The following is a 19,724-nucleotide window of genomic DNA, read 5'->3' as shown; positions in this document are numbered from 1 at the left end:
ATGGCTCACCTGATCTATAAAATCTGTCCACGTGCGCTTTGGCAGGAAGCCGAGGCGGCGGGCGTATTCAATGGCGCACCGATTGATGTTGCCGACGGATATATTCACTTCTCCACAGCCGGGCAGGTTGCGGAAACGGCGGCCAAACACTTTGCGCAGCAAGATGATTTGCTGCTCATCGCCATCGATGCCGCGTCGCTTGGCAGTGCCCTGAAATACGAAGTCTCGCGCGGCGGCGCTCTTTTCCCCCATCTTTACGCCCCGCTTGAGCTCAACAAGGTCGAGTGGGTTCGTCCTCTGCCGCTCGGCTCAGACGGGCTTCACGTTTTTCCAGAGTTGCCAGAATGAAGAGCCTGCTCGACAAGATCGCTCGACAAGCCCTTTTTCGGATGGACTCCGAGCGCGCGCACAACCTTGCAATCATGGCATTGAAAAGCGGCATGCCCCTGGCCCGCCCTCCACAGGTCAGCAAGCGCCTCAAAACCATTGTCGGCGGCATGGTGTTCCCCAACCCGCTCGGGATGGCTGCAGGTTTCGACAAGAATGCCGAGGCGGCCGACGGGCTTTTGCAACTGGGGTTCGGGTTTGTGGAATGCGGCACTGTCACCCCGCTGCCGCAGGAAGGAAACCCGAAACCCCGCCTGTTCAGGCTGGAAGACGACAGCGCGCTCATCAACCGGATGGGTTTCAACAATCACGGCATCGTGGCAGTTCGCAAACGGATCCTCGACCGCGCCGGCAAGGGCGGGATCGTTGGTGTGAACATCGGTGCGAACAAGGACAGTGCGGATCGCATCGCCGATTATGAGGCGGGCGTGCGGGCCTTTGGCGACATCGCATCCTATCTTGCCGTCAACATCTCCTCGCCCAACACGGCCGGCCTCCGGTCGCTGCAGGATCGCGCGAACCTGTCCGAGCTCCTTTCCCGTGTGCTGACCACACGCAACGAGGTGGCCAAGCTGCGGCGCGCTCCCGTGCCGCTCTTCCTCAAGATCGCGCCTGATCTGACAGATGCCGCGCTTTCGGACATCGCCGATGTGGCATTGGACAAGCGCATCGACGGGTTGATCGTGAGCAACACCACTCTTTCGAGGGCGGGGGTGACGAGCCGGCTGGCTCATGAGACGGGTGGTCTCTCCGGCCTGCCCCTTTTCGAGCGGTCCACGATCGTGCTGGCAAAGTTGCGGTTGCTGATCGGCCCCGCCATGCCTCTGATCGGCGTGGGGGGCGTGGACTCTTCGGAGACGGCGCTTGAGAAAATTCGGGCGGGTGCTGACCTGGTGCAGATGTATAGCGGCCTGATTTTCGGCGGCACGTGCCTGCCCGGCAGAATTCTCGCGGACATGAGCGCATTTGCCCAACGCGAAAACCTCTCTTCCCTCCGCCAGCTTCGCGATACACGCGTCGACGAATGGGCCGCACGCCAGCTGGACTGATGCCTATTCGGCGAATGTTCTGCGCATGCGCGAGGGCACGATTGCAAAGAGGCTGACACCGCGCACCAGAAGCAGAACGTGGAATGCGGCCCACAGGCCATGATTGCCGAAGGTCTTCGTGAGCACAAAAAGACAGACGAGATAAAGGGCGAAGGAAAGCAACATCATGTTGCGCATATCGCGGGACCACGTGGCGCCAATGAAGACGCCATCCATCTGGAACGCGAGAACGCCGGTAATGGAAATCAACGCGGCCCAGGGGAGGAACGTGTTTGCGGCTGTCCGCACCTCCTGCGCTGTCGTGATGAAGGCGATCAGGGCTTCACCAGCCAGCAGAAAGAAGAGCGACATGAGAATGGCGAAGCCGAACCCCCATGCCATGGTCAACCTGACGGAACTCAGGAAAGCGGGTCGATAACGCGCCCCCACCGCACGACCTGCCAGCTGCTCGGCCGCAGTCGCGGTGCCATCGAGGAAGTAGCCCGCCACCAGAAAGAAATTCATCAAAACCGCATTGGCAGCGAGCGTGACGGTGCCAAACTGCGCGCCCTGCCGGGTGAACAGCGCAAAGGCCGCGAGAAGGGAGAAAGACCGGATCATGATGTCGCGGTTCATCGCGACCATGCGCACCAGCTGGTGGGTGTCAAACACCCGCCTCAAGGAAACACGCGGACCCTGTCGGAAGCGCCGCGCCAGCACTGCAAGCCCGGCCAGCATCCCGATCGCCTCTCCACCCACCGTGCCCCATGCCACGCCCTCTATGCCCCAGCCGAGCGACAGCGCCAGATACATGGACAATGCGATGTTGGCGCCATTCAGGATGACCTGCAACACCAGCCCGAGCGCCCCTTCGCCACGGCCCAGCACATATCCGAGGATCGCGTAATTGATGAGGGAGATCGGAGCGGCAATGATGCGGATCGCGACATAGGCTTCCATGGCCGCCGTGACCTCCGGGCCGGCGTCCATGAAGTATGCGCCGCCGGCGATGACGAGAGGGCCGGCGAGAACGACGAGAAGGCCGGCAACCAGAGCGACAAGCAGTGCCCGCCACAGGATCGCCTGTTCTTCCAGCGCGTTGGCTTGACCATAGGCCTGCGCGACCAGGCCGGTCGTGCCGGAGCGCAGGAAATTGAATGTCGTGAAGACCACGTCGAAAACGATGGCGCCTGCGGCCAGCCCGCCCAGAAGTGCTGCATCGCCATACTGGCCGACGATGGCCGTATCCGCGATGCCCAGGAGCGGCGTTGTCAGATATGCCAGCGTCATCGGCAGGGCGATCGACAGGACGAGGCGGTTCGTCACCTGGAAAGGATGCGTGACGCGGGTCTGCGGCTGAACATGATCCATCGAATGCGCCCCAAAGGGCTTCCTAGCGGCGATAATTCAGAAGGCGCAGGATCAGAAAAGCCGGTACCACAATGGCGGCCCCGAGCAGGATATAGCTCGCAAAGCGCCCCAGGGCATCAAAGCCCATGTTCCACAGATGAACGACCGTATCGCGCAGAGCGTAGAAGATGTCGAACGGCGACCAGTTGAAAGCACTCATCACGAAGCCGACGATAAGTGAAACGATCAGCAATTTGATGATGACGCGCAGCGGGCTGTCGCCCAGGAATCTGGTCAGTGCCGACACCGGAAGCTCCTTGATCTTGACCGCAAACAGATACGCATACACGGCCGGCCGCGCAAGCTTGGGCAGTCCGAAAAAACTTCCATGGATCAGCTACGGATCGGGAGATTGGAGCGGGTAGCGGGAATCGAACCCGCGCGATCAGCTTGGGAAGCTGACAGGCTACCATTACATCATACCCGCGCAGCGCGCATTAATCCGCGACCTTAAGCCCGGCGTCAAGCGGGTTTGTGAGTGGGTCGCGCGCGGCGGGTAAACGGAAGTGAAAAAAACAGCGGCGACCGGAGCACTGCGGTCTCTGGATGCATGGATGGAACCATGCATCTTGACCCGTGTATGACAGAGCGCAGCCGTTTCGACCGAAATCAACTGCGCCCCAAATCGCTGACATCAAGAACCGTGGGACTGATATCGAAGCATGTTATCTTCGAGCGTCTGAAGGATGGGGCTACCGCAGCCACCGGCCTTTTCCATGAAATTGCGGAAGCTTCCGGTCCAGCCAGCGCGCGGATAGGCCCACTCTGCCTCACGAACGTAAGGTGCAAACCGGGCATCCACATCGATACTCGCCGCCTCTTGTGAGAGCACCTGACTCCAGTCCACGCCGAACGTGCTGGTATAGGTCCTGCTCCTCGTCACGGTGTAGTCGATGGCTGTGACCGGTGCGCCGCAGTTATCGAAATATCTTGCTTTGACAAGTGCATAGTGCGCGAGCAGAGGGGCAAAACGGCCCTCTTCCGCCTTTTTGTCCAGGGCTTCCTTTAGCTTGAAGGCGATTTCGTTTTCTCCCATGAAGGAGACGATCGAAGCGCGATAGGAAATGCGGTAGAATCTCTGTCTTTCAAAATCGGCCAGCTCGAACTTGTCCGCGTAAAGCGCTTTCAGAACCGGCTGAATGATATCCGGCAGCTCGTTGAATGCCGCCATCTCGCTTTCGGAAAGCTCGGGCGGAGCCAGGCCGGGCGAAAGCGTCTCCCCGAGTGCAAGATGAGGCATCTCCAGTTTGATGGTCTCGCCGTCGCGAAGGAAATATTGGCTGTTGCTTTTGTTGTGCAGCACGCTGTTCAGATGCTCGATCATCATCGTGCGCGCTTCTTCACGGTTTTCGACCGGCGAGGTGTCCTTGAAGATCATATGATCGCCGACCTGTATTCCAGCGGCCGCGGCGGGTGTTCCGGGAACGACCGAGGTTACGACACCCTGATCATCCAGACTCAACCCCAGGTGCCGCTCCGCTTCGATATAGTTGAAATAGCCGCAGCCGCGTTCCCGGTTATCAGGGACGAGTGGCGCCGCCCGAAGCAGCAGAAATCCCATAACTCATTGAAATGGTCAGACTCACAGTCCGCGTTGATCCGCGACCTGGGGCCGGCGTCAAACGGGGTTGCGAGATGGGGGGCGAGACCCGCCACATAGATGCATGATGAGAAGCATTTGTGGGTCAGCGCGCCCGCACCCAACGCACCCAGCGCTTCGACCCGGGCCTGATCAATCTCATTTTGTATGCCCAGCACAAAAATCCGGACTTCCGTTTCATTACTCTGGTCAATGGATTCAGAGGCGTTTTCGCTTAGGGTCAATATCGTGGTTGGTATGGGTGAGGAGAAAACCTGCCAGTCTGATCAATCGAAAAATCCATTACAATCGGGAGGGGCAGATGATCTGGAGAAGTACACTGCAAGCTTGCGTGGCAGCCGCGATGCTGTTGGCGACAGGGGCTCATGCCGAAACGGTATTGCGCTTCGGGCATCCAAACGTTGCGGGCGAAATTTCGAGCAAGCTCTATGACGAATTCGTCGCACGGATCGCCGAGCGCACAGATGGAGAAGTCACCATTCAGGTGTTCCCAGGCGAACAGCTCGGTAAGGAAACCGAGATGGTGCAGCAATTGCGGGATGGCGTTCTGGACATGACGGCGGCCTCGATGGCGGCCACCAGCACGCTGGTGCCGGCGATGGAGATCCCGAGCGCGCCGTTTCTCTGGCAGAACTGGCTCGAGGCGGAAGCGGTGATTTCCGGGGCTGCCATGCAGCCGGCCTTCGACGAGTTGGAAGAAAAACACAACATCATTCCGCTCACCAAGATCTGGTACTGGGGCTGGCGCAATTTCACGCTTTCGGAAAAGCCCGTGCGCACGCCTGCAGACATGGCCGGCCTGAAGATCCGGGTTCCTGAATCCTCGGTCTGGGTCGAGATGATCCGTGGGATCGGTGCTGCACCGACGCCCATTCCCTTCAGCGATGTCTACACGGCACTGCAGCAGGGGACGGTCGACGGTCAGGAAAACCCCATTCCGACCATCTACGCCCGGAAATTCTACGAGGTTCAGAGCTACATCGTGATGTCGCGTCACATGCTTCAGAACAATCTGATCCTGATGAACAAGGACTCCATGGCAAAGCTCGATCCACGCCATCAGCGGATCATTCTGGAAGAGGTTGGCGCAGCTTCTGCCAAGATGACACTGCTTCAGCAGCGCGCGGAAGAGAACATGCTGAAGGAAATCGCAGAGACAGCCGATATCACCATCGTTGATGATCCGGACCGCGAGGCGTTTGCCGAGGCGACAACCGAGGCCGTCTTTGCCGCCCTCGCCGAACGCTGGGGTGCCGACAGGATCGAGACCGTGCGTGAAAACATCTCCGCCACCCGCGGGCAATAGTCTGCCATCAGCACCGGACCGCATCGGCGGTCCGGTGTTCATTGTCCTGTTATTGGGGGGAGACCAGTTTGAGACAATGCATTCTATGGCTTGACAATTGCGTGCGAGAGATTGAGCACCATGCCCTGTGGCTGCTTCTGGCCACTATTTTCGTCATTCTTACCGCGACTGTCTTCTTCCGCTATGTGCTCGGTTCCCCGATCACCTGGACGGAAGAACTGTTGACGATGCTGTTCACCTGGATGGTGTTCATCGGCGCCAGCTCGGCCCTTTCAACCCACCAGCATATCCGCATCGACATGGTGTTGCGCATCCTGCCTCCGCGCTATGAGCTGCTGGCTTCCGTGGCGGCCGTTCTGGTCTGCCTGGTTGTGTTCCTGGTGGTGATCCATTTCGGCCTCAAATATGTACAGACGACCTGGGGCGACCGGACGCCGATGATGGATCTCACCTACGGATTCTACACGCTTGCCCTGCCCGTCACGAGCATGTGTGCCACACTTCATGTGATCCGCAACTGCCTGGATGGCGGTGTGCGGGACGCGCTCAAGAGCACGATCGAGGTTCAGGCAGGTGAAGGGGATGCAGCATGATCACCACCCTGCTCTTGCTGCTACTTCTGTTTCTTCTGGTCGGGGTGCCGACCGCCTACGCGCTGGCTGCCTCTGCCATTGCCGTGATCTGGCTTGAAGGGATACCGCTGACCATTGCCGTTCAGCGCATGACTGCGGGTGTCCAGTCCTTTCCGCTGCTCGCCATTCCCCTGTTCATCCTGGCGGGCACGCTGATGAACGCGTCGGGCATTTCGGAGCGTCTCTTCGCACTGACCGGTTCGCTGGTCGGTCACATTCGGGGCGGCATGGCCTATGTCAACGTGCTGACAAATGTCTTCATGTCTGGCATTTCGGGATCTTCGCTCGCCGATTGTGCGGCCACGACACGCGTGTTCGTGCCGCAGATGGTCAGGCACGGCTACGACAAGGGATTCAGCGTCGGACTGACGGCCTCCGCCGCCGTACTCGCTCCCATCATCCCGCCATCCATCCTGCTTGTCATCTATGGCTGGCAGGCGAATGTCTCGATCGGAGATCTGTTCGTGGCCGGGATCGTGCCGGGGCTGGTCATCGCCACGGCGCTGGTTGTCACGGTGGCGATCATGACACGGCTCCGCGGTTTCGGGCGCGGTGCGGCGTTTTCGGCCAAGGCACTCCGGCAAAGCTTCTTCCAGGCTTCCTGGGCGCTGTTGATGCCGGTGATCATCATTGTCGGTTTCCGCATGGGCATTTTCACGGCGACCGAGGTTGCGGCCATTGCGGCAGCCTATGCTTTCCTCGTCGGCCTTCTTATCTACAGGACATTGAAAGTTGGCGAGCTTCCGGGCGTTTTTGCAAGTGCTGCGCGCGACACATCGTCGATCCTGGTCATCGCGGCGACCGCAGCTCCTTTCGGCTGGATCCTGTCCATCGGTCAGGCTCCGCAGCAACTCCTATCATTCTTGACCGGCTTCTCGGACAGCCCGATGCTGATCCTGCTTCTCATCAACGTCATCCTGCTTGTGCTCGGCACATTCATGGAAACGCTGGTACTCATCATCATCCTCGTCCCGATCCTGCTGCCGCTGATCGAAACGCTGGGCATCGATCCGGTTCACTTCGGGATCGTGATGATCATCAATCTGGTCATCGGCCAGCTGACACCGCCCTTGGGCGTTCTGATGTATGTGACCTGCGGGATTTCGGGGACCAGCATCGCTCAGTTCATGCGGGCGATCCGACCGTTTCTCATCGCCCTGATCCTTGCCTTGCTTGCGATCACATACATTCCGGCACTGGCGCTCTATCCGACAGCGCTTCTGCGATAGTCTGGATAAAGCAATGCCCCGTGGGTCCCACGGGGCATTGCTGGTTCAACGACGACTTGCGGGCGTTCAGGCGACCCGGCTGTGCAGGCGTCCGATCTTCTCGATCTCGATGACGATCTCGTCACCAGACGCCATCGGGCCGACACCGGATGGTGTGCCGGTAATGATCAGGTCGCCCGGCTCCAGCGTCATGATGCCCGACACGAATTCGAAAATGCGGGCGATGGGGAAAATCATGTCATTCGTGTTGGACGACTGACGCAATTCGCCATTCTGCCAAAGCTTGATGTCGACATTGTCGGGATCGAGGTCGGTTTCGATGACCGGCCCGACCGGCTTGTAGGTATCGAAGGATTTGGCACGGGTGAACTGGCCGTCCTTTTTTTGCAGATCCCGGTTCGAGACGTCATTGGCGCAGGTGTAGCCGAAGATGTAATCGCCTGCATCGTTGGCGGCGACGTTGCGGGCCCTGCGGCCGACGACAATGCCGATCTCGGCCTCGAAATCGATGCGGTCATCGGCATTGTCGAGCTGGATTTGCTCGCCATCGGCGATGATCGCGGAAGGCGCACACATGAAGAGCATCGGCTCTTCTGGAACCGGAACGCCGGACTCTTCTGCATGGAGCGTATAGTTGAGCCCCACGCAGACCAGCTTGCTTGGCGCCACCGGGGCAAGCACACGCACGGTGTCGAGGGCTACGACTGTGCCGGTCTTCTCGATCTTCTCGAAGGGAGAGCCCGACAGGACCGCGATGGATGAGCCTTCAAGCAGTCCATAGGATGTGGTTCCCTGATGGGAAAAGCGAACGATTTTCATGATGAAACCTCTGAATAGATCGCGTCAAACGCGGGTGGGGATATAGGGCCGCATGGCCTCGAAACTGGCAGCGATTGCGTGCCCGGCATCAGGAATCTGGAATGTCTCGACCGTCACATAGCGGTCGAACCCGGAATCGATCACGGCACCCATGGCGGCGTCGATGTCATAGCTTCCGTCCCCGACCGGCAGGCGGTCGGAATCGGTGATATGAAAATGCCAGAAGAGATCACCGGCCACGCGAATGGCATCGGCAACGGTCTCCTGCTCGGTGAGAATGTGCGCTGTGTCGAGCATCACGCCCAGGCTTGAGACGCCAAGACTTCGCACGAAGCTGCAGGTCTCGCCTGTGGTGAGCAGGCAGTTTGCATAATTGCGGTTGACCGGTTCAAGAACGATGGGAACATCGGGGAACGCGGCGGCACATTGCGCGATTGCCGCGCCGATCCAGTCGAGCGTCTGTTGTGGCGCGACGCCATCCATATACCGGCCGCGCAACCGACCGACATTGACCATCGCGCCATATTCGGATGCAAGATCCATCGACGCCATCATGCGATCAATGGCTTTCTGCCGCCGGCTGGCATCAGGATCAGCGAACGAAAGCCCGTCCTGACCGTAAACCTCGCCGGTGCAGACCGCCGGCATGTCGAGACCCTGATCGCGAATGGCGGCGGCGAGCGCTCGCCGGTCGATCCGCGCCGGATCGCACACCAGAAGCTCGACGCCCGAATAGCCGGTCTGTGCAATGCTGCGCATGGCCGTTTCTATCGGGCCCTGTACGGCAGTGACCTTGGCGGGTTCCACGTCTGGCGTGGCATACATGTAGGCAAGCTTCATCATTGCTGAAACCGGAAATCGTTCTGTTCAGCCAGCTTCTGATGGATCACTTCCTTGCGCACCACGCTGACATTGGGGATGGCGAACTCCTGAATGTTGAAATACTCCGCCTTGGCCTGTTGACCATTCGCCGTGTCCATCACCAGTTCGACGATCTCTTCGCCGACTTGCTTCAGTGACTTGGTTCCCTCAAGGACATCGCCTGCACTCAAATCGATATCCTCGCGCAGGGCTTTGAACGTATCGTTGTTGGAGCTGATCTTGAGCACAGGCGCAATGCACGACCCGGTCGGGGTTCCCTTGCCGGTCGTGAAGAGCACCATATGCGCCCCACCGGCGACCTTGCCGGTGACCGAAGCGATGTCGAAGCCGGGCGTGTCCATGATGACAACGCCCTTCTCTGTCGGCCGCTCGCCATATTTGACGATCTGCACGATGGGCTGGGTGCCGGCCTTGTAGATGCAGCCAAGCGACTTTTCCTCGATGGTCGTCAAGCCGCCTTCAATATTGCCGGGCGAGATGAAGACGCCGCTGTCATCCTGCGTGGTCATGGACAGCTCGATCTCGTACTCCTTGATCAGGGTCATCAGATCCTGCTTGATCTTGTCGGTTTTCCCGCGCCGCCAGAGAACACGTTCGGCGCCGACCATCTCCGTGATCTCAGACAAGACGACCGTCCCGCCGGCTCCGACGAGGATATCGGCCGCCTCTCCCACTGCCGGATTGGCCGTGAGACCGGAAAACGCGTCGGAAGAACCGCATTCCAGTGCGACGATCAACTCGCTGACGTCGCCTTCATCATTGGGTTCGGCAGGAATTTCCCCCTTCAATCGCTCGACGATTCCGATGCCCGTGTCACGGGTCGAGCGGGCACCACCCTCCTTCTGGACGATAAGCATTTCGACGGGCTTTCCAGTCGTTGAAATCGCGTCGGCGATGCGCCGGGCCGATGCCGTTTCGCACCCGAGGCTCACCACCAGAACGGCACCCACATTCTGGTGGCGTCCATGGCCGATGAACGTGTCTTCCGTGGTGGTGTTTTCCTCGGCATCGAAGGTGCAGCCATAGGGATGCATGAAGGTGACCGCCCCGGTCTTCGATGCGATGTCGAGCGCCACACGGTTGACGCAGGAGACCGTCGGAATGACCAGAATGTGGTTGCGGATGCCGATCGAGCCGTCGGCGCGGCGATAGCCCTTGAACTTCATGTCACTCACCCTGCTTTCGCGCGTGGATTTCATCGAACCGGCGCCCCTTGGCGCCGCGACAATTGTGAACGTGCACCCAATGGCCTGCCAGGATCGCCTCGGTCGCGATCCCGATCACCTCGCCATATTTGTGGATCTCCTCGTGGGCCGCGATGTCGCGAAGCGCGATCTTGTGCCCGCGCGGGATCTTCTCCTCGACCCTCAGGGGACGCCCATTGCCGATGCCCGAGACGATGACCGTCTCTGCGGGCAACAATTCGACCGTGGCGGTTGCCACGTGATCGCTTTCCTTGATCTGGATGGCTGTCTTTTCCAACGTCAAACTCCTGAATGACTCTCACGAACCTCGATTAGAGGAACAGGCTCGGCAAGAATGTCGACAGTTTCGGGAACAGGATGGTCAGTATGAGGACGATGACCATGGCCGCCAGGAACGGAAGCACCGCCCGCGACGCTTCGGCAAACCGCACCCCGGCAATCTTCGCACCCGTCATCAGCGTAACACCGAGTGGCGGTGTGTTGGCTCCGATGCACAGATTGACCACGAACATGACGCCGAAATGCAGCGGGTCAATGCCATACTGATTGACCACCGGCATCAGGATCGGGATCAAAATGATGATCAGCGCATTGCTCTCCATGAACGTGCCAAGCAGCAGGAGCAGGAAGTTGAGCAGGATCAGGAAGGTCATCGGATCGGGTGCAACGGCTGCGAAGAATGCGGTGAGCTGCTGGGGGATCTGCTCGGTCGCTACGATCCACACAAACAGGTGGGAGATCGCCACGATGAGTTGCACCGGCACCGCGATGCGCATCACCTGCATGCAGATGGCCGGCAGGTCCGAGATCTTGACCTCGCGGTAGATGATCGCGGACAGCAGGAATGCGTAGACCACGGCCAAGACCGCTGCCTCCGTGACGGTGACGATACCGCCCAGAATGCCGCCAAGGATAATGACCGGCAGCAGAAGCGGAAGCACCGAATCCGAAACGGCAGAGATGAACTCGCGCCATGTCGCGCGCTCGCCCTTGCCATAGCCACGCCGGCGGCTGATCAGCAAAGAAACGATGATCAGGAGCAAGGCCATCAGGAGGCCAGGCACTAGGCCGCCAATCAACAGGCCGGCAATTGAGATGTTTCCGGTCGCCCCAAGGATGACCATGGTCAGGCTCGGCGGAATGAGCGAAGCAAGCACGCCGCTGCACCCCTGAAGGGCCGCCGCAAAGCCAGCCGCATAGTTTTTGGCCTTCATGGCCGGGATCATGATGGAGCCGATGGCGGCGGTGTCGCCGATGGCGGAACCCGACAGCGCACCGAACAGGGCGCTGCCGGCCACTGTGACCGCAGCAAGCCCGCCCGAGATGTGTCCGATAACAGCGTTTGCGAGCCGCATCATGCGCTGCGTGATGCCACCATGCTCCATGAGCACGCCGGCAAACACGAACATGGGAAGCGCGAGAAAGGGATAGGAATAGATGCCCGTCGCCGAACGCTGCGCCACGAGTGCGAGATTGATGTCCTTGACGAAGAGATAGGTCAGGCAGGCGAAGCCGATTGCAAAGGCTATCGGGACATTGATGATGATCAGGCCCAGAAGCAGAACGAAAAGGACGATGCTCATGAACGCTGCTCCTGCGCTTCCACGGTGCCGAACAAGGCCTGGATCAAGGCTTCAATAGAAACGAGCACGAGAAGCCCGCCGCCGATCAGCACGCCCAGATATTGCCAGGCACTCGAAATCTTGAGGCCGGGCATGATCGCCTCTCTGGCGGTTTCAACGATGAGAAGTGCGCCATAGGTCAGTGCAAGATTGAAGGTGAGCACCACAAGCGCACCGATGATTTGCATCAGCCGGTTAAGCGATGGCGGCAGCCACTCCACCAGGAGATCGATGGCGACGTGTTCCTTGCGCTCAAGCATCAGTGCTGAGCCCAGAAAGGTCATCCAGACCATGAGCAGAAGGGCCAGTTCTTCAGACCAGACCAGCGGCGATTGCAGGAGATAGCGCCAGATGATCTGCGCGAACATCACGCAGGTCATGGTCAGCAGCATCAACATGAGAAGCCATTGGACGAGCTTGACGAGAAGCTGTCTGGCGCAAATCAGGTATTGCGTCATCGCGGAAACCCCAATTGCGGCAGGCCAGCGCGACACCGGCCTGCCGCGCATTCAACTAGTTTGAGTATTTGCGCACAATGGCGAGGAGGTCTTCCCCGAAGACGCCTTCATACTTGTCCCAGACCGGCTGAACCATCTCCTGGAATGCTGCCGGATCCGGCCGCGTGATTTTCATACCCTCGGCCTCGAGTTTGGCGAGCACTTCCTCATCGCTCGCGCGGATCATCTCGCGCTCTTTCTCTTTCCAGATTTCGGCCTTCTCGCGCAGGATGGTCTTTTGCTCATCCGTCAGCTTATCCCAGGCCTTGCTGGAGATTGTGAGAATGGCCGAGCCCCAGATATGCCCCGACAGCGCCAGATTGTCCTGCACCTCGTAGAATTTGGATGCATAGATTGTTGCCAGCGGGTTTTCCTGTCCGTCGACAACCTTCTGCTGAAGCGAGGTGAAGACCTCGGAGAATGCCATCGGCGTGGGCAGAGCGCCGAGCTCGCGGAATGTATCAAGGCGCAGCTCGGCTTCCGGCACGCGCAGCTTGATGCCCTTGAGGTCTTCGGGCGTTTCGATCGGGCGGGCCGAATTGGTAATGTGGCGATAGCCGCTTTCCCACCAGCTCAGCGTGTTGATGTTTTTGGCCGCCAGGATCTCTGCGAGTGCATCGCCCAGTTCACCGTCCACCGCAGCATAGGCCTTCTCGCGGGTTGGCCAGGCATAGGGCAGCTCCTCAATGATCAGGCGCTTGTCCAGAACCTGGAGTGCGCCGGTGCCGAAGAGGCCCATCTCAACGGTTCCCAGCTGCAAGCCTTCGGCCACTTCGCGGTCGCCGCCAAGCTGGGAGCTTGGGTAAACCTGGATAACGACCTCGCCGCCCGTCGCTTCAGAAACATCTTTCGACAGTCCCTCCAGAGCAATCTGCCAGGGGTGGTCGGCGGCAAAGACATGGCCAACCTTCAAGGTCGTTTCCGCATTCGCTGCACCTGCAGCGAAGATGAACCCCGCACCGAGCCACGCGGCGGCAAGAGTTGCTTTCGTTCTAGCCATATAAGTCATGAGTTCCCTTTCTTTTTTAGTTTTGGCTGAAGTACTGCGCGATGATGTCTCCGTAGATATCGATCGCGTTGAAATAGTCATCGACGGCGAGGTGCTCGTCGGTCTGGTGCGCCTGTTCGGGGGCGCCGGGGCCGAGGATGACGATGTCATCACCATGCGCAGAAAAGGCCGAGGCATCGGTGAAATACTGGGCCCCGCGTACGGTTTCCGCGCCGGGGGAGCGTTTTGCCAGAACCTGCTGGCTGATGCGCACAATCGGAGCCCCCTCATTCGTCAGCAAGCCCGGCAGATTGAGTGCGCACTCCACCTGAAAACGCGCTTCGGGATCCTCGTTTGCGAGCGCCGCGGCGATTGCCTCGACCTGAGCCACGACATTCTGCTGGTCCTGTCCCGGCACCGTGCGAATATCGATCGTCATCTGACAGTGGTCGGGGATGACATTGGGTGCACCACCGCCATTGAATGTGGTAACGGCAAAAGTGGGCGCCGAAAGCAAAGGCGTTGTCGTGGGACCCAGATCGATCGACTTGAGACGCTCATAGAACAGGTGGAGCTTGTCGACGGCGTTTGTACCGGCCCTGGGCATCGAACCATGTGCGGTCTTGCCGAAGCTGGTCACGCGAAGCCAGGTCACGCCCTTGTGCGCAATGACGAGATGGTTGTCGGTCGGCTCCGCCACGATCATCGCGTCGAATTGCGGAATCTGCTTCTTGGCGACCATCGTTGATGCGCCAAGCGCACCGATCTCTTCGCCGAACGTGGCTGCGAATATCAGTTCGCCGTTCCACAAATCAGACGAGAGGTTTTTGTGCTTCATAAAGGCGAACAGCAGCGCTAAGAGGCCGCCTTTCATATCCGCGGTACCGCGCCCATAGATGCGTCCATCGTCGATTGCGGCCGAAAAGGGATCATGCGTCCAGGTGGCATCACCAATCGGCACCGTATCCAGATGGCCGCTCAGGACGAGGCGGGGTCCAGGCTTTTTCGCCGGGCCTTGCCCGCGCAAAGTGGCGACCAGATTTGCCTGCTGCTCATTTTCCTGAAAGATCTCGCAGTCGATCCCAAGAGCGCCCAGTCGCGCCTTGATCATGCGGGCCAGAACGATCTCATTGCCGGTCGATGAAATGGTGTTGCAGCGCACGGCCTCTTGAAGAAACTCGAGCGCATCAAGCCGCGCCGGCGGCGCCACCGGATTGTTAGAATTCAACTGCTTTCCCCCTTAAGCCGACACGGAGCCTAACGATTCGGAAGCCGAAAAACTATTGACCAGCATCATGAAACGCCGGCAAAGTTCTTTGTACTTTGGATACAAGTCTGTAAGGTTGCCTGTGCGGGTCGCACATGGGGCGGGGTTTCAAGAGCATGGTGCTGACAATTGGGAAGGTTATGGCTCTGCCTGCGATGCAGGAGGGCTCTCTCCTCGCCGGTCATGACGGGCTGGACCGGGTTGTCAAAACCGCCACGGTGCTTGATGCACCGGACGCCGTTCGCTGGCTGCGGGGTGAGGAACTCGCGTTAACCTCTACCTACCCGCTGCTGCAGCTGCGCCACAACCTCGATCACTTCGTCGAAGAACTCGTGGAGCATGGAGCATCTGGCCTCGGCTTGAAACTCAACCGCTACATGAAGCGTGTGCCGCAAAAGATGATCGATTGTGCGAACGCACTCAACTTCCCAATAATCGTCGTTCCCGAAGACGTGGCCTGGGTCGAAATCATCACGCCGGTCATGTCGAACTATTTCGAGGCGAAAGCGGAAAACGTTTCCCACTCCGAACGCTTCGGCGAGAGTTTGGGCAAGCTGTCGCTGGTCGATTCGACCCTTCAGGATTTGCTAGACGACCTCTACGCCCTGCTTGCCAATCCAGTGATTGTCACCAGCCCGATGGACGGCCTCGTGTTGCATGCTCCTAGCGAGCCGAACAAGAATATTGGCGACGCGCGGGCCCTATTGGAGGAAGAGGGATGGCCGAGCGAGACCATACAATCCCACGACACCTTCACCCGCAGGACCGGGCATCACACGAGCGTTGTCTTCACATCCTATGAGCAATCAAGTGGGATGGCCGGAACGCTTGCCGTGGTCGAGCGAAACCGCAAACTGACCGGTGAGGACCTCGATCATCTGGGCTATGCGAAAGTCTTCGTCTCCCTGAAGGTCCGTCAGATCAGGGCGGATCAGAGCACGATTTTCGAACGACAGAACGAGTTGGTTCTTTCGCTCATTGACCGTACGCTGGGGGCTCAGACCTATGCTGCTCTCACCACACGCTACAGTGCGATCGGGAAACATCTTCACGCACGCTATGTGGGAATTGTCGTTGCATTTCATGACACGGCCGCCGACCGCCTACTTGGATTATCGAATGCCTTGAGGGTGCATTTTGCCCAACATGGCGAAACCATCACCGGTGTCATCGCCAACAACCGCGTTGTACTCATGGTTCCAGAGGACGACGAAGCTCTTTGTCAGCCCGACATGCTTAAAGAACAGGTCGACGAAGGGTTGAACAGGGTCGGGGCGGATGACGTCCCGTGGTCGGCAGGCATCAGCCAGGTAACAGCGGTGGAGCATTTCTACCGAGCCTATGAGCAGGCGGTGCAAGCGCTCGAACACGGCCGAAGCACGAGCAAGACCAGCGGAGTCTTCCTTTATGATGATACCGGATTTTATCGGCTTTTCTCGAAAAGTTCCATGCAGCCGGACGTGAACCGCTTCGTCAATGAATGGCTTGGAACACTCATTGACCATGACAAGGAACACCGTGTCGACCTGATTGAAACGTTTCGGGTGTTCCTGGATGCCAATGGCAACTACCGGGAGACTGCAAGGGTGTTGAATCTACACCACAACACGGTGCGCTATCGCATCTCCCAAATCACGGAACTGACAGGCAAAAAGGCGCTACAACCGAAACTGCGCCTGCATTACCACCTCGCTTTAAAGTTGCTTCCACTTGTGTCCTAACATTGACTAGATCCGAGGTTTTTCGGGCTCTAGCCGAACGGAAAACAAGGGCCGCTTCCGTCCAAGCAAGCCAGAATTTCAGGCGGAGTCCGAGACTTCATAACCAATTGACAAACATGGGCTAACTAAACGCGACGTTAGTCTGAAAATTGACGGGATACCACTGCTTCATACCGCGCAGCGCGGATTAATCCGCGACCTCAAGCCCGGCGTCAATCGGGTTTGTGAGTGGGTGGTGCGGTTGGTGCTGGTTTCCTGGCGGATGGCGGAGCACTCATTCTCACACCCACATATCACAGAGCCACCACAGGGATCGTCAGCAGCGCCCCTGTCGCAAATGGCCTACCGATCAGAATGCAATTGAAAGATCCAGCTCCACACCGTGGTCGGCAGCGTTACCGGCGAGCTGCCCGGAATAGGAAACGCTCAGATTTGCCATCTCACTCAACGCGAAGTCGGCACCGATGTCCAGAACCAGTGCATCCCGGGCAATCGGTACACCGGCTGCTGTGAAATTGTCTCCACCGGCAAATGCGTGGATGGTTGTTGGTGTCACACCACCGATGGCGTGCCGCCAACCGATGCCGCCGCTCAGCCGGGCCATCGCGTCGTCACCAATCTGGACCTCTGTTTCGGCACGTAGACCAAGTGTGGTGAACGTGTTTTTGAGAACCGCGTCGGCGCTCGAAAGAGACGCTTCGCCTCCGGCTTCGCTATAGCCGTTGGTCGCAAGCCGCACATGGGCAATTCCGGCATAAGGCTCGAAGCTAGCGGTGGCGGTATCGAAGCGATAGCTCGTCTCGGCAAAGATCTGGGCTGTCCTTGCGTCGTATGACGAAGACAGAGTGTCGGAAAAGCCACGAAAGGCGGCGGAGCGACTGGTGTCAATATCGTGCCAGCTGTAGATGCCGCCGCCACGCAGACCGAACCCACCCCATTCGACACCGCCATAGACACCGAGATGCCAGCTGTCGGCTGTGGCAGACGAATTGCGGGTGTCGACACTGATGGACGACCGGGAGTAACCGCCCAGCAAACCGAGATTGAACCTGTCGGTGACAAACCCATCGGCCCCGAGTAGCACACCACCGGTAGAACGGCGCGCGTCGGCGGCATTTCCGTCGCCATCCCAATTGGCAACTGAACCGAGCCCGCGAGCCCACATACCCATGCCCTGATCACTACCGGCCATGCGCGCCGGCTTCTTGTCATCTCCATAGGCCAGGATCGGTGCCGAATTTGAGGCTACCGCACCGAAGGCCGAGCGGACACGGGCGTTCGCCGCTTCGCGCGCAAACCGGCTTTCCTCCATCAGAGCCCCTTTGACCGAAGCATGGATTTCGCCCGAAAGCTGGTCGAGGGCATCCGACAATTCGGATCCGGTGAGATTGACAACAGCATTGTACATGCCGCCCGACCCTACGGACAAAACACCGCCACAGGTGTTGGTCTGATTAAAGGTCATGCCACCCGGGCAGGTCGAGGCCGCCGACGACTGGAGGTAGACATTCGCGCCGGAATAGATGTCGGTAAATGTGAGCAATGGAAAATCATCGATCACCTGATCGAACTCGCCGGTCCGATCGTTTGCCTCGATGATCGTATAGGTCAATCCCGGCGTGTAGCTCGACCCGTCGTCGGTGCCGTTTTCCGGCTTCACGTGTATGGTGCCGCCATTGATCACAAGGTTGCCGGCGCCAAAGGTCACATCCAGAAGATCGTTGTTCACCCCCTTGGTGTTGCCCCCGTCGTTCAACTCCACCTCGAAAACCGATCCGGCGTTGAAGGTCGCATTGTCGGCCGTCAAGGTACCGATGGAATTGCCCGGCGCCAGCGTGCCGCCGGAGTTGACGGCAACGTCCAGGACATTGCCGCTGCCTCCGAGAACGCCACCATTGACGGTTGTCATCGCACCCAGAAAGCCGTTCACCAGCAGGCGGCCACCCGACACTTTCGTTTCACCGGAGAGTAGACTGCCGGTCCCCGTATAAGTCGTTTCTCCAGCTTCATGGAGGATCGTGCCATAGCCAGAGAGATCAGCACTAAAAATGTAGCCGGTGTTGATGTGATTGAAGACAAGCGTACCCTCTCCGTTGCCGAAAGCCACGCTCGGCGCATTCAGCGTCCCCGCTTCCGCCGCCGGATCGCCAGAGGCTGCACCGATATTGAGCGTGCCTTTGGAATTTGCATCGTCGGCAAGTTTGACCTCTCCCACCGCGGAAGCGATCTCAACCTCTCCGTCATAGGAAATTGTCAGTTCGCCTTCGCCCTTAAGGCCAACGAACATGTTGTTGGCAGCGGTGAATTGGGTTCCCGTCCCTGCCACGGTCACTGCGCCCCTGCCAGTGCTGTTGAGCCCGAGAACGCCATTGGAGCTTGTCACCTGGCCATTGTCCGAGATCGTGAGTTCTCCCCGACCACTTTCGCCGATGACAATGTCGCTGGTGAGATTCCACGCAGACCCCGTGCGCCATATGTTCACGATGCCCACGCCATTGGTAGCGGAACCGATCCTGCCCTGATAACTCTCAACCTTGCCGCCATCGCGGATCGTCAAAGTGCCCTCATGAGTGTACCCGACCGTCAGGATATTGCTGGGCAGTCTCCATTGCGATCCAGTGTCTTGCACGATGACCCGGCCCTCACCCGTGACCGCGCCTACGCTGAAGCCGATAAGTCCATCTCCGCTGCTGTTCAGGACACCTCCATTCTGAATGGTCAGCACGCCGAGATTGGGATCTGTGCCATCGAATCCGATGAAAACATCACGTGTCAGACCGACGCCCGTGCCGACGAAGCCGTCCAGTATCGGCTGGTTGTTGGGATCGGCCGCCGCGATGTATGTATTCTCATTGGAGTCCGGCACAGTGGCAGGGACCCAGTTTGATGGGCTGGACCATCTGCTGGAATTGGTTCCATACCAGACCGTTTGCGCATGTACATGTGTAGCCACCAACGGCGACGCACACACAACGAATGCGCTTGTCGACAACATGGCTGCGCTACAAGCACGGTGAAAGTAGCGATGCGCGGATGCGTGGCGCACAGCAACCTTCGGCATGATAATCTTCATCATGAATCTGTATTTCCCCATCCTCGGACCGAAACTCACAGTAGAAATCGTCTCGGAG

At 58.8% G+C, this 19,724-nt stretch carries 18 protein-coding genes and 1 tRNA gene; 6 read left to right on the top strand and 13 right to left on the bottom strand.

The annotated features are described in order from the left end of the window. Positions 1-348 carry a DUF952 domain-containing protein gene (locus H7H48_RS18435; protein WP_229450557.1) on the top strand — a complete coding sequence of 116 codons (348 nt, stop codon included), beginning with the start codon at positions 1-3 and terminating at the stop codon, positions 346-348. Next, complete coding sequence (locus tag H7H48_RS18430) at positions 345-1,436, top strand: quinone-dependent dihydroorotate dehydrogenase (RefSeq protein ID WP_229450555.1); 1,092 nt, start codon at positions 345-347, stop codon at positions 1,434-1,436. Before H7H48_RS18435 ends, H7H48_RS18430 begins: the two co-directional genes overlap by 4 nt. A gap of 3 nt (positions 1,437-1,439) precedes the next feature. On the opposite strand, the gene H7H48_RS18425 is transcribed toward H7H48_RS18430, so the two are convergent. The 4 genes from H7H48_RS18425 to H7H48_RS18410 form a co-directional block, all read right to left on the bottom strand. Then, positions 1,440-2,786, bottom strand: a complete 1,347-nt coding sequence (locus H7H48_RS18425; protein WP_229450553.1) for an MATE family efflux transporter — start codon at positions 2,784-2,786, stop codon at positions 1,440-1,442. A 22-nt stretch (positions 2,787-2,808) separates the two neighbouring features. After that, complete coding sequence (locus H7H48_RS18420; RefSeq protein ID WP_223019589.1) at positions 2,809-3,072, bottom strand: DUF6460 domain-containing protein; 264 nt, start codon at positions 3,070-3,072, stop codon at positions 2,809-2,811. A 106-nt stretch (positions 3,073-3,178) separates the two neighbouring features. Further along, positions 3,179-3,252: transfer RNA gene (locus tag H7H48_RS18415), tRNA-Gly, on the bottom strand. A 207-nt stretch (positions 3,253-3,459) separates the two neighbouring features. Then, positions 3,460-4,386, bottom strand: a complete 927-nt coding sequence (locus H7H48_RS18410; RefSeq protein WP_229450552.1) for a hypothetical protein — start codon at positions 4,384-4,386, stop codon at positions 3,460-3,462. Positions 4,387-4,726: 340 nt separating this feature from the next. On the opposite strand from H7H48_RS18410, the gene H7H48_RS18405 reads away from it, so the two are divergent. The 3 genes from H7H48_RS18405 (at position 4,727) to H7H48_RS18395 (ending at position 7,592) form a co-directional block, all read left to right on the top strand. Continuing rightward, positions 4,727-5,731 (top strand): TRAP transporter substrate-binding protein, encoded by a 1,005-nt coding sequence (locus H7H48_RS18405; protein WP_229450550.1) that lies wholly within the window; start codon positions 4,727-4,729, stop codon positions 5,729-5,731. A gap of 68 nt (positions 5,732-5,799) precedes the next feature. Continuing rightward, positions 5,800-6,324, top strand: a complete 525-nt coding sequence (locus tag H7H48_RS18400; RefSeq protein WP_229450548.1) for a TRAP transporter small permease — start codon at positions 5,800-5,802, stop codon at positions 6,322-6,324. Beyond that, the gene (locus H7H48_RS18395; protein WP_229450546.1) at positions 6,321-7,592 is read left to right on the top strand and encodes a TRAP transporter large permease; all 1,272 of its coding nucleotides are present in this window, start codon (positions 6,321-6,323) and stop codon (positions 7,590-7,592) included. Before H7H48_RS18400 ends, H7H48_RS18395 begins: the two co-directional genes overlap by 4 nt. Before the next feature lie 66 nt (positions 7,593-7,658). Here H7H48_RS18395 and H7H48_RS18390 read toward each other — a convergent pair whose 3' ends face one another. Genes H7H48_RS18390 through H7H48_RS18355 form a run of 8 tightly spaced genes read right to left on the bottom strand, consistent with a single transcriptional unit; the run spans position 7,659 to position 14,833 of the window. Beyond that, positions 7,659-8,411: a fumarylacetoacetate hydrolase family protein gene (locus tag H7H48_RS18390; RefSeq protein WP_229450545.1), complete on the bottom strand. Its 753-nt coding sequence runs from the start codon at positions 8,409-8,411 to the stop codon at positions 7,659-7,661. A gap of 24 nt (positions 8,412-8,435) precedes the next feature. Further along, the gene (locus H7H48_RS18385) at positions 8,436-9,254 is read right to left on the bottom strand and encodes a sugar phosphate isomerase/epimerase (RefSeq protein WP_229450544.1); all 819 of its coding nucleotides are present in this window, start codon (positions 9,252-9,254) and stop codon (positions 8,436-8,438) included. Further along, on the bottom strand, positions 9,251-10,492 hold the full coding sequence (locus tag H7H48_RS18380; RefSeq protein WP_229450543.1) for a UxaA family hydrolase: 1,242 nt from the start codon (positions 10,490-10,492) through the stop codon (positions 9,251-9,253). The genes H7H48_RS18385 and H7H48_RS18380 overlap by 4 nt, the downstream gene beginning before the upstream one ends. Further along, positions 10,461-10,775, bottom strand: a complete 315-nt coding sequence (locus tag H7H48_RS18375; RefSeq protein ID WP_229450541.1) for a UxaA family hydrolase — start codon at positions 10,773-10,775, stop codon at positions 10,461-10,463. Before H7H48_RS18375 ends, H7H48_RS18380 begins: the two co-directional genes overlap by 32 nt. Before the next feature lie 34 nt (positions 10,776-10,809). Then, on the bottom strand, positions 10,810-12,081 hold the full coding sequence (locus H7H48_RS18370) for a TRAP transporter large permease (RefSeq protein WP_025031275.1): 1,272 nt from the start codon (positions 12,079-12,081) through the stop codon (positions 10,810-10,812). After that, positions 12,078-12,578, bottom strand: coding sequence for a TRAP transporter small permease (locus tag H7H48_RS18365; protein WP_229450539.1), 501 nt, complete (start codon positions 12,576-12,578; stop codon positions 12,078-12,080). Before H7H48_RS18365 ends, H7H48_RS18370 begins: the two co-directional genes overlap by 4 nt. A gap of 55 nt (positions 12,579-12,633) precedes the next feature. After that, on the bottom strand, positions 12,634-13,617 hold the full coding sequence (locus H7H48_RS18360) for a DctP family TRAP transporter solute-binding subunit (RefSeq protein WP_229450538.1): 984 nt from the start codon (positions 13,615-13,617) through the stop codon (positions 12,634-12,636). A gap of 25 nt (positions 13,618-13,642) precedes the next feature. Beyond that, on the bottom strand, positions 13,643-14,833 hold the full coding sequence (locus H7H48_RS18355; protein WP_229450537.1) for a M20 family metallopeptidase: 1,191 nt from the start codon (positions 14,831-14,833) through the stop codon (positions 13,643-13,645). Between the two features lie 179 nt (positions 14,834-15,012). Here H7H48_RS18355 and H7H48_RS18350 point away from each other — a divergent pair, with 179 nt between their 5' ends. After that, positions 15,013-16,593, top strand: a complete 1,581-nt coding sequence (locus H7H48_RS18350) for a PucR family transcriptional regulator (RefSeq protein ID WP_229450535.1) — start codon at positions 15,013-15,015, stop codon at positions 16,591-16,593. A 349-nt stretch (positions 16,594-16,942) separates the two neighbouring features. On the opposite strand, the gene H7H48_RS18345 is transcribed toward H7H48_RS18350, so the two are convergent. After that, positions 16,943-19,459: an autotransporter domain-containing protein gene (locus tag H7H48_RS18345; RefSeq protein ID WP_229450534.1), complete on the bottom strand. Its 2,517-nt coding sequence runs from the start codon at positions 19,457-19,459 to the stop codon at positions 16,943-16,945. Positions 19,460-19,724 lie beyond the last annotated feature (265 nt).

Origin of the sequence: Nitratireductor sp. B36, assembly GCF_020833685.1 — a bacterium.
In the GTDB taxonomy this organism is placed as follows: Bacteria; Pseudomonadota; Alphaproteobacteria; order Rhizobiales; family Rhizobiaceae; genus Nitratireductor.
Note: the sequence above shows the minus strand (reverse complement) of the source record. Positions and strands in the feature narration are given on the sequence as shown.

Bases quoted from the DNA above. Each gene is read 5' to 3' on its own strand.
- H7H48_RS18435 (WP_229450557.1), top strand. From the start codon at position 1: ATGGCTCACCTGATCTATAAAATCTGTCCACGTGCGCTTTGGCAGGAA.
- H7H48_RS18430 (WP_229450555.1), top strand. From the start codon at position 345: ATGAAGAGCCTGCTCGACAAGATCGCTCGACAAGCCCTTTTTCGGATG.
- H7H48_RS18425 (WP_229450553.1), bottom strand. From the start codon at position 2,786: ATGGATCATGTTCAGCCGCAGACCCGCGTCACGCATCCTTTCCAGGTG.
- H7H48_RS18410 (WP_229450552.1), bottom strand. From the start codon at position 4,386: ATGGGATTTCTGCTGCTTCGGGCGGCGCCACTCGTCCCTGATAACCGG.
- H7H48_RS18405 (WP_229450550.1), top strand. From the start codon at position 4,727: ATGATCTGGAGAAGTACACTGCAAGCTTGCGTGGCAGCCGCGATGCTG.
- H7H48_RS18395 (WP_229450546.1), top strand. From the start codon at position 6,321: ATGATCACCACCCTGCTCTTGCTGCTACTTCTGTTTCTTCTGGTCGGG.
- H7H48_RS18390 (WP_229450545.1), bottom strand. From the start codon at position 8,411: ATGAAAATCGTTCGCTTTTCCCATCAGGGAACCACATCCTATGGACTG.
- H7H48_RS18385 (WP_229450544.1), bottom strand. From the start codon at position 9,254: ATGATGAAGCTTGCCTACATGTATGCCACGCCAGACGTGGAACCCGCC.
- H7H48_RS18380 (WP_229450543.1), bottom strand. From the start codon at position 10,492: ATGAAATCCACGCGCGAAAGCAGGGTGAGTGACATGAAGTTCAAGGGC.
- H7H48_RS18370 (WP_025031275.1), bottom strand. From the start codon at position 12,081: ATGAGCATCGTCCTTTTCGTTCTGCTTCTGGGCCTGATCATCATCAAT.
- H7H48_RS18365 (WP_229450539.1), bottom strand. From the start codon at position 12,578: ATGACGCAATACCTGATTTGCGCCAGACAGCTTCTCGTCAAGCTCGTC.
- H7H48_RS18360 (WP_229450538.1), bottom strand. From the start codon at position 13,617: ATGGCTAGAACGAAAGCAACTCTTGCCGCCGCGTGGCTCGGTGCGGGG.
- H7H48_RS18350 (WP_229450535.1), top strand. From the start codon at position 15,013: ATGGCTCTGCCTGCGATGCAGGAGGGCTCTCTCCTCGCCGGTCATGAC.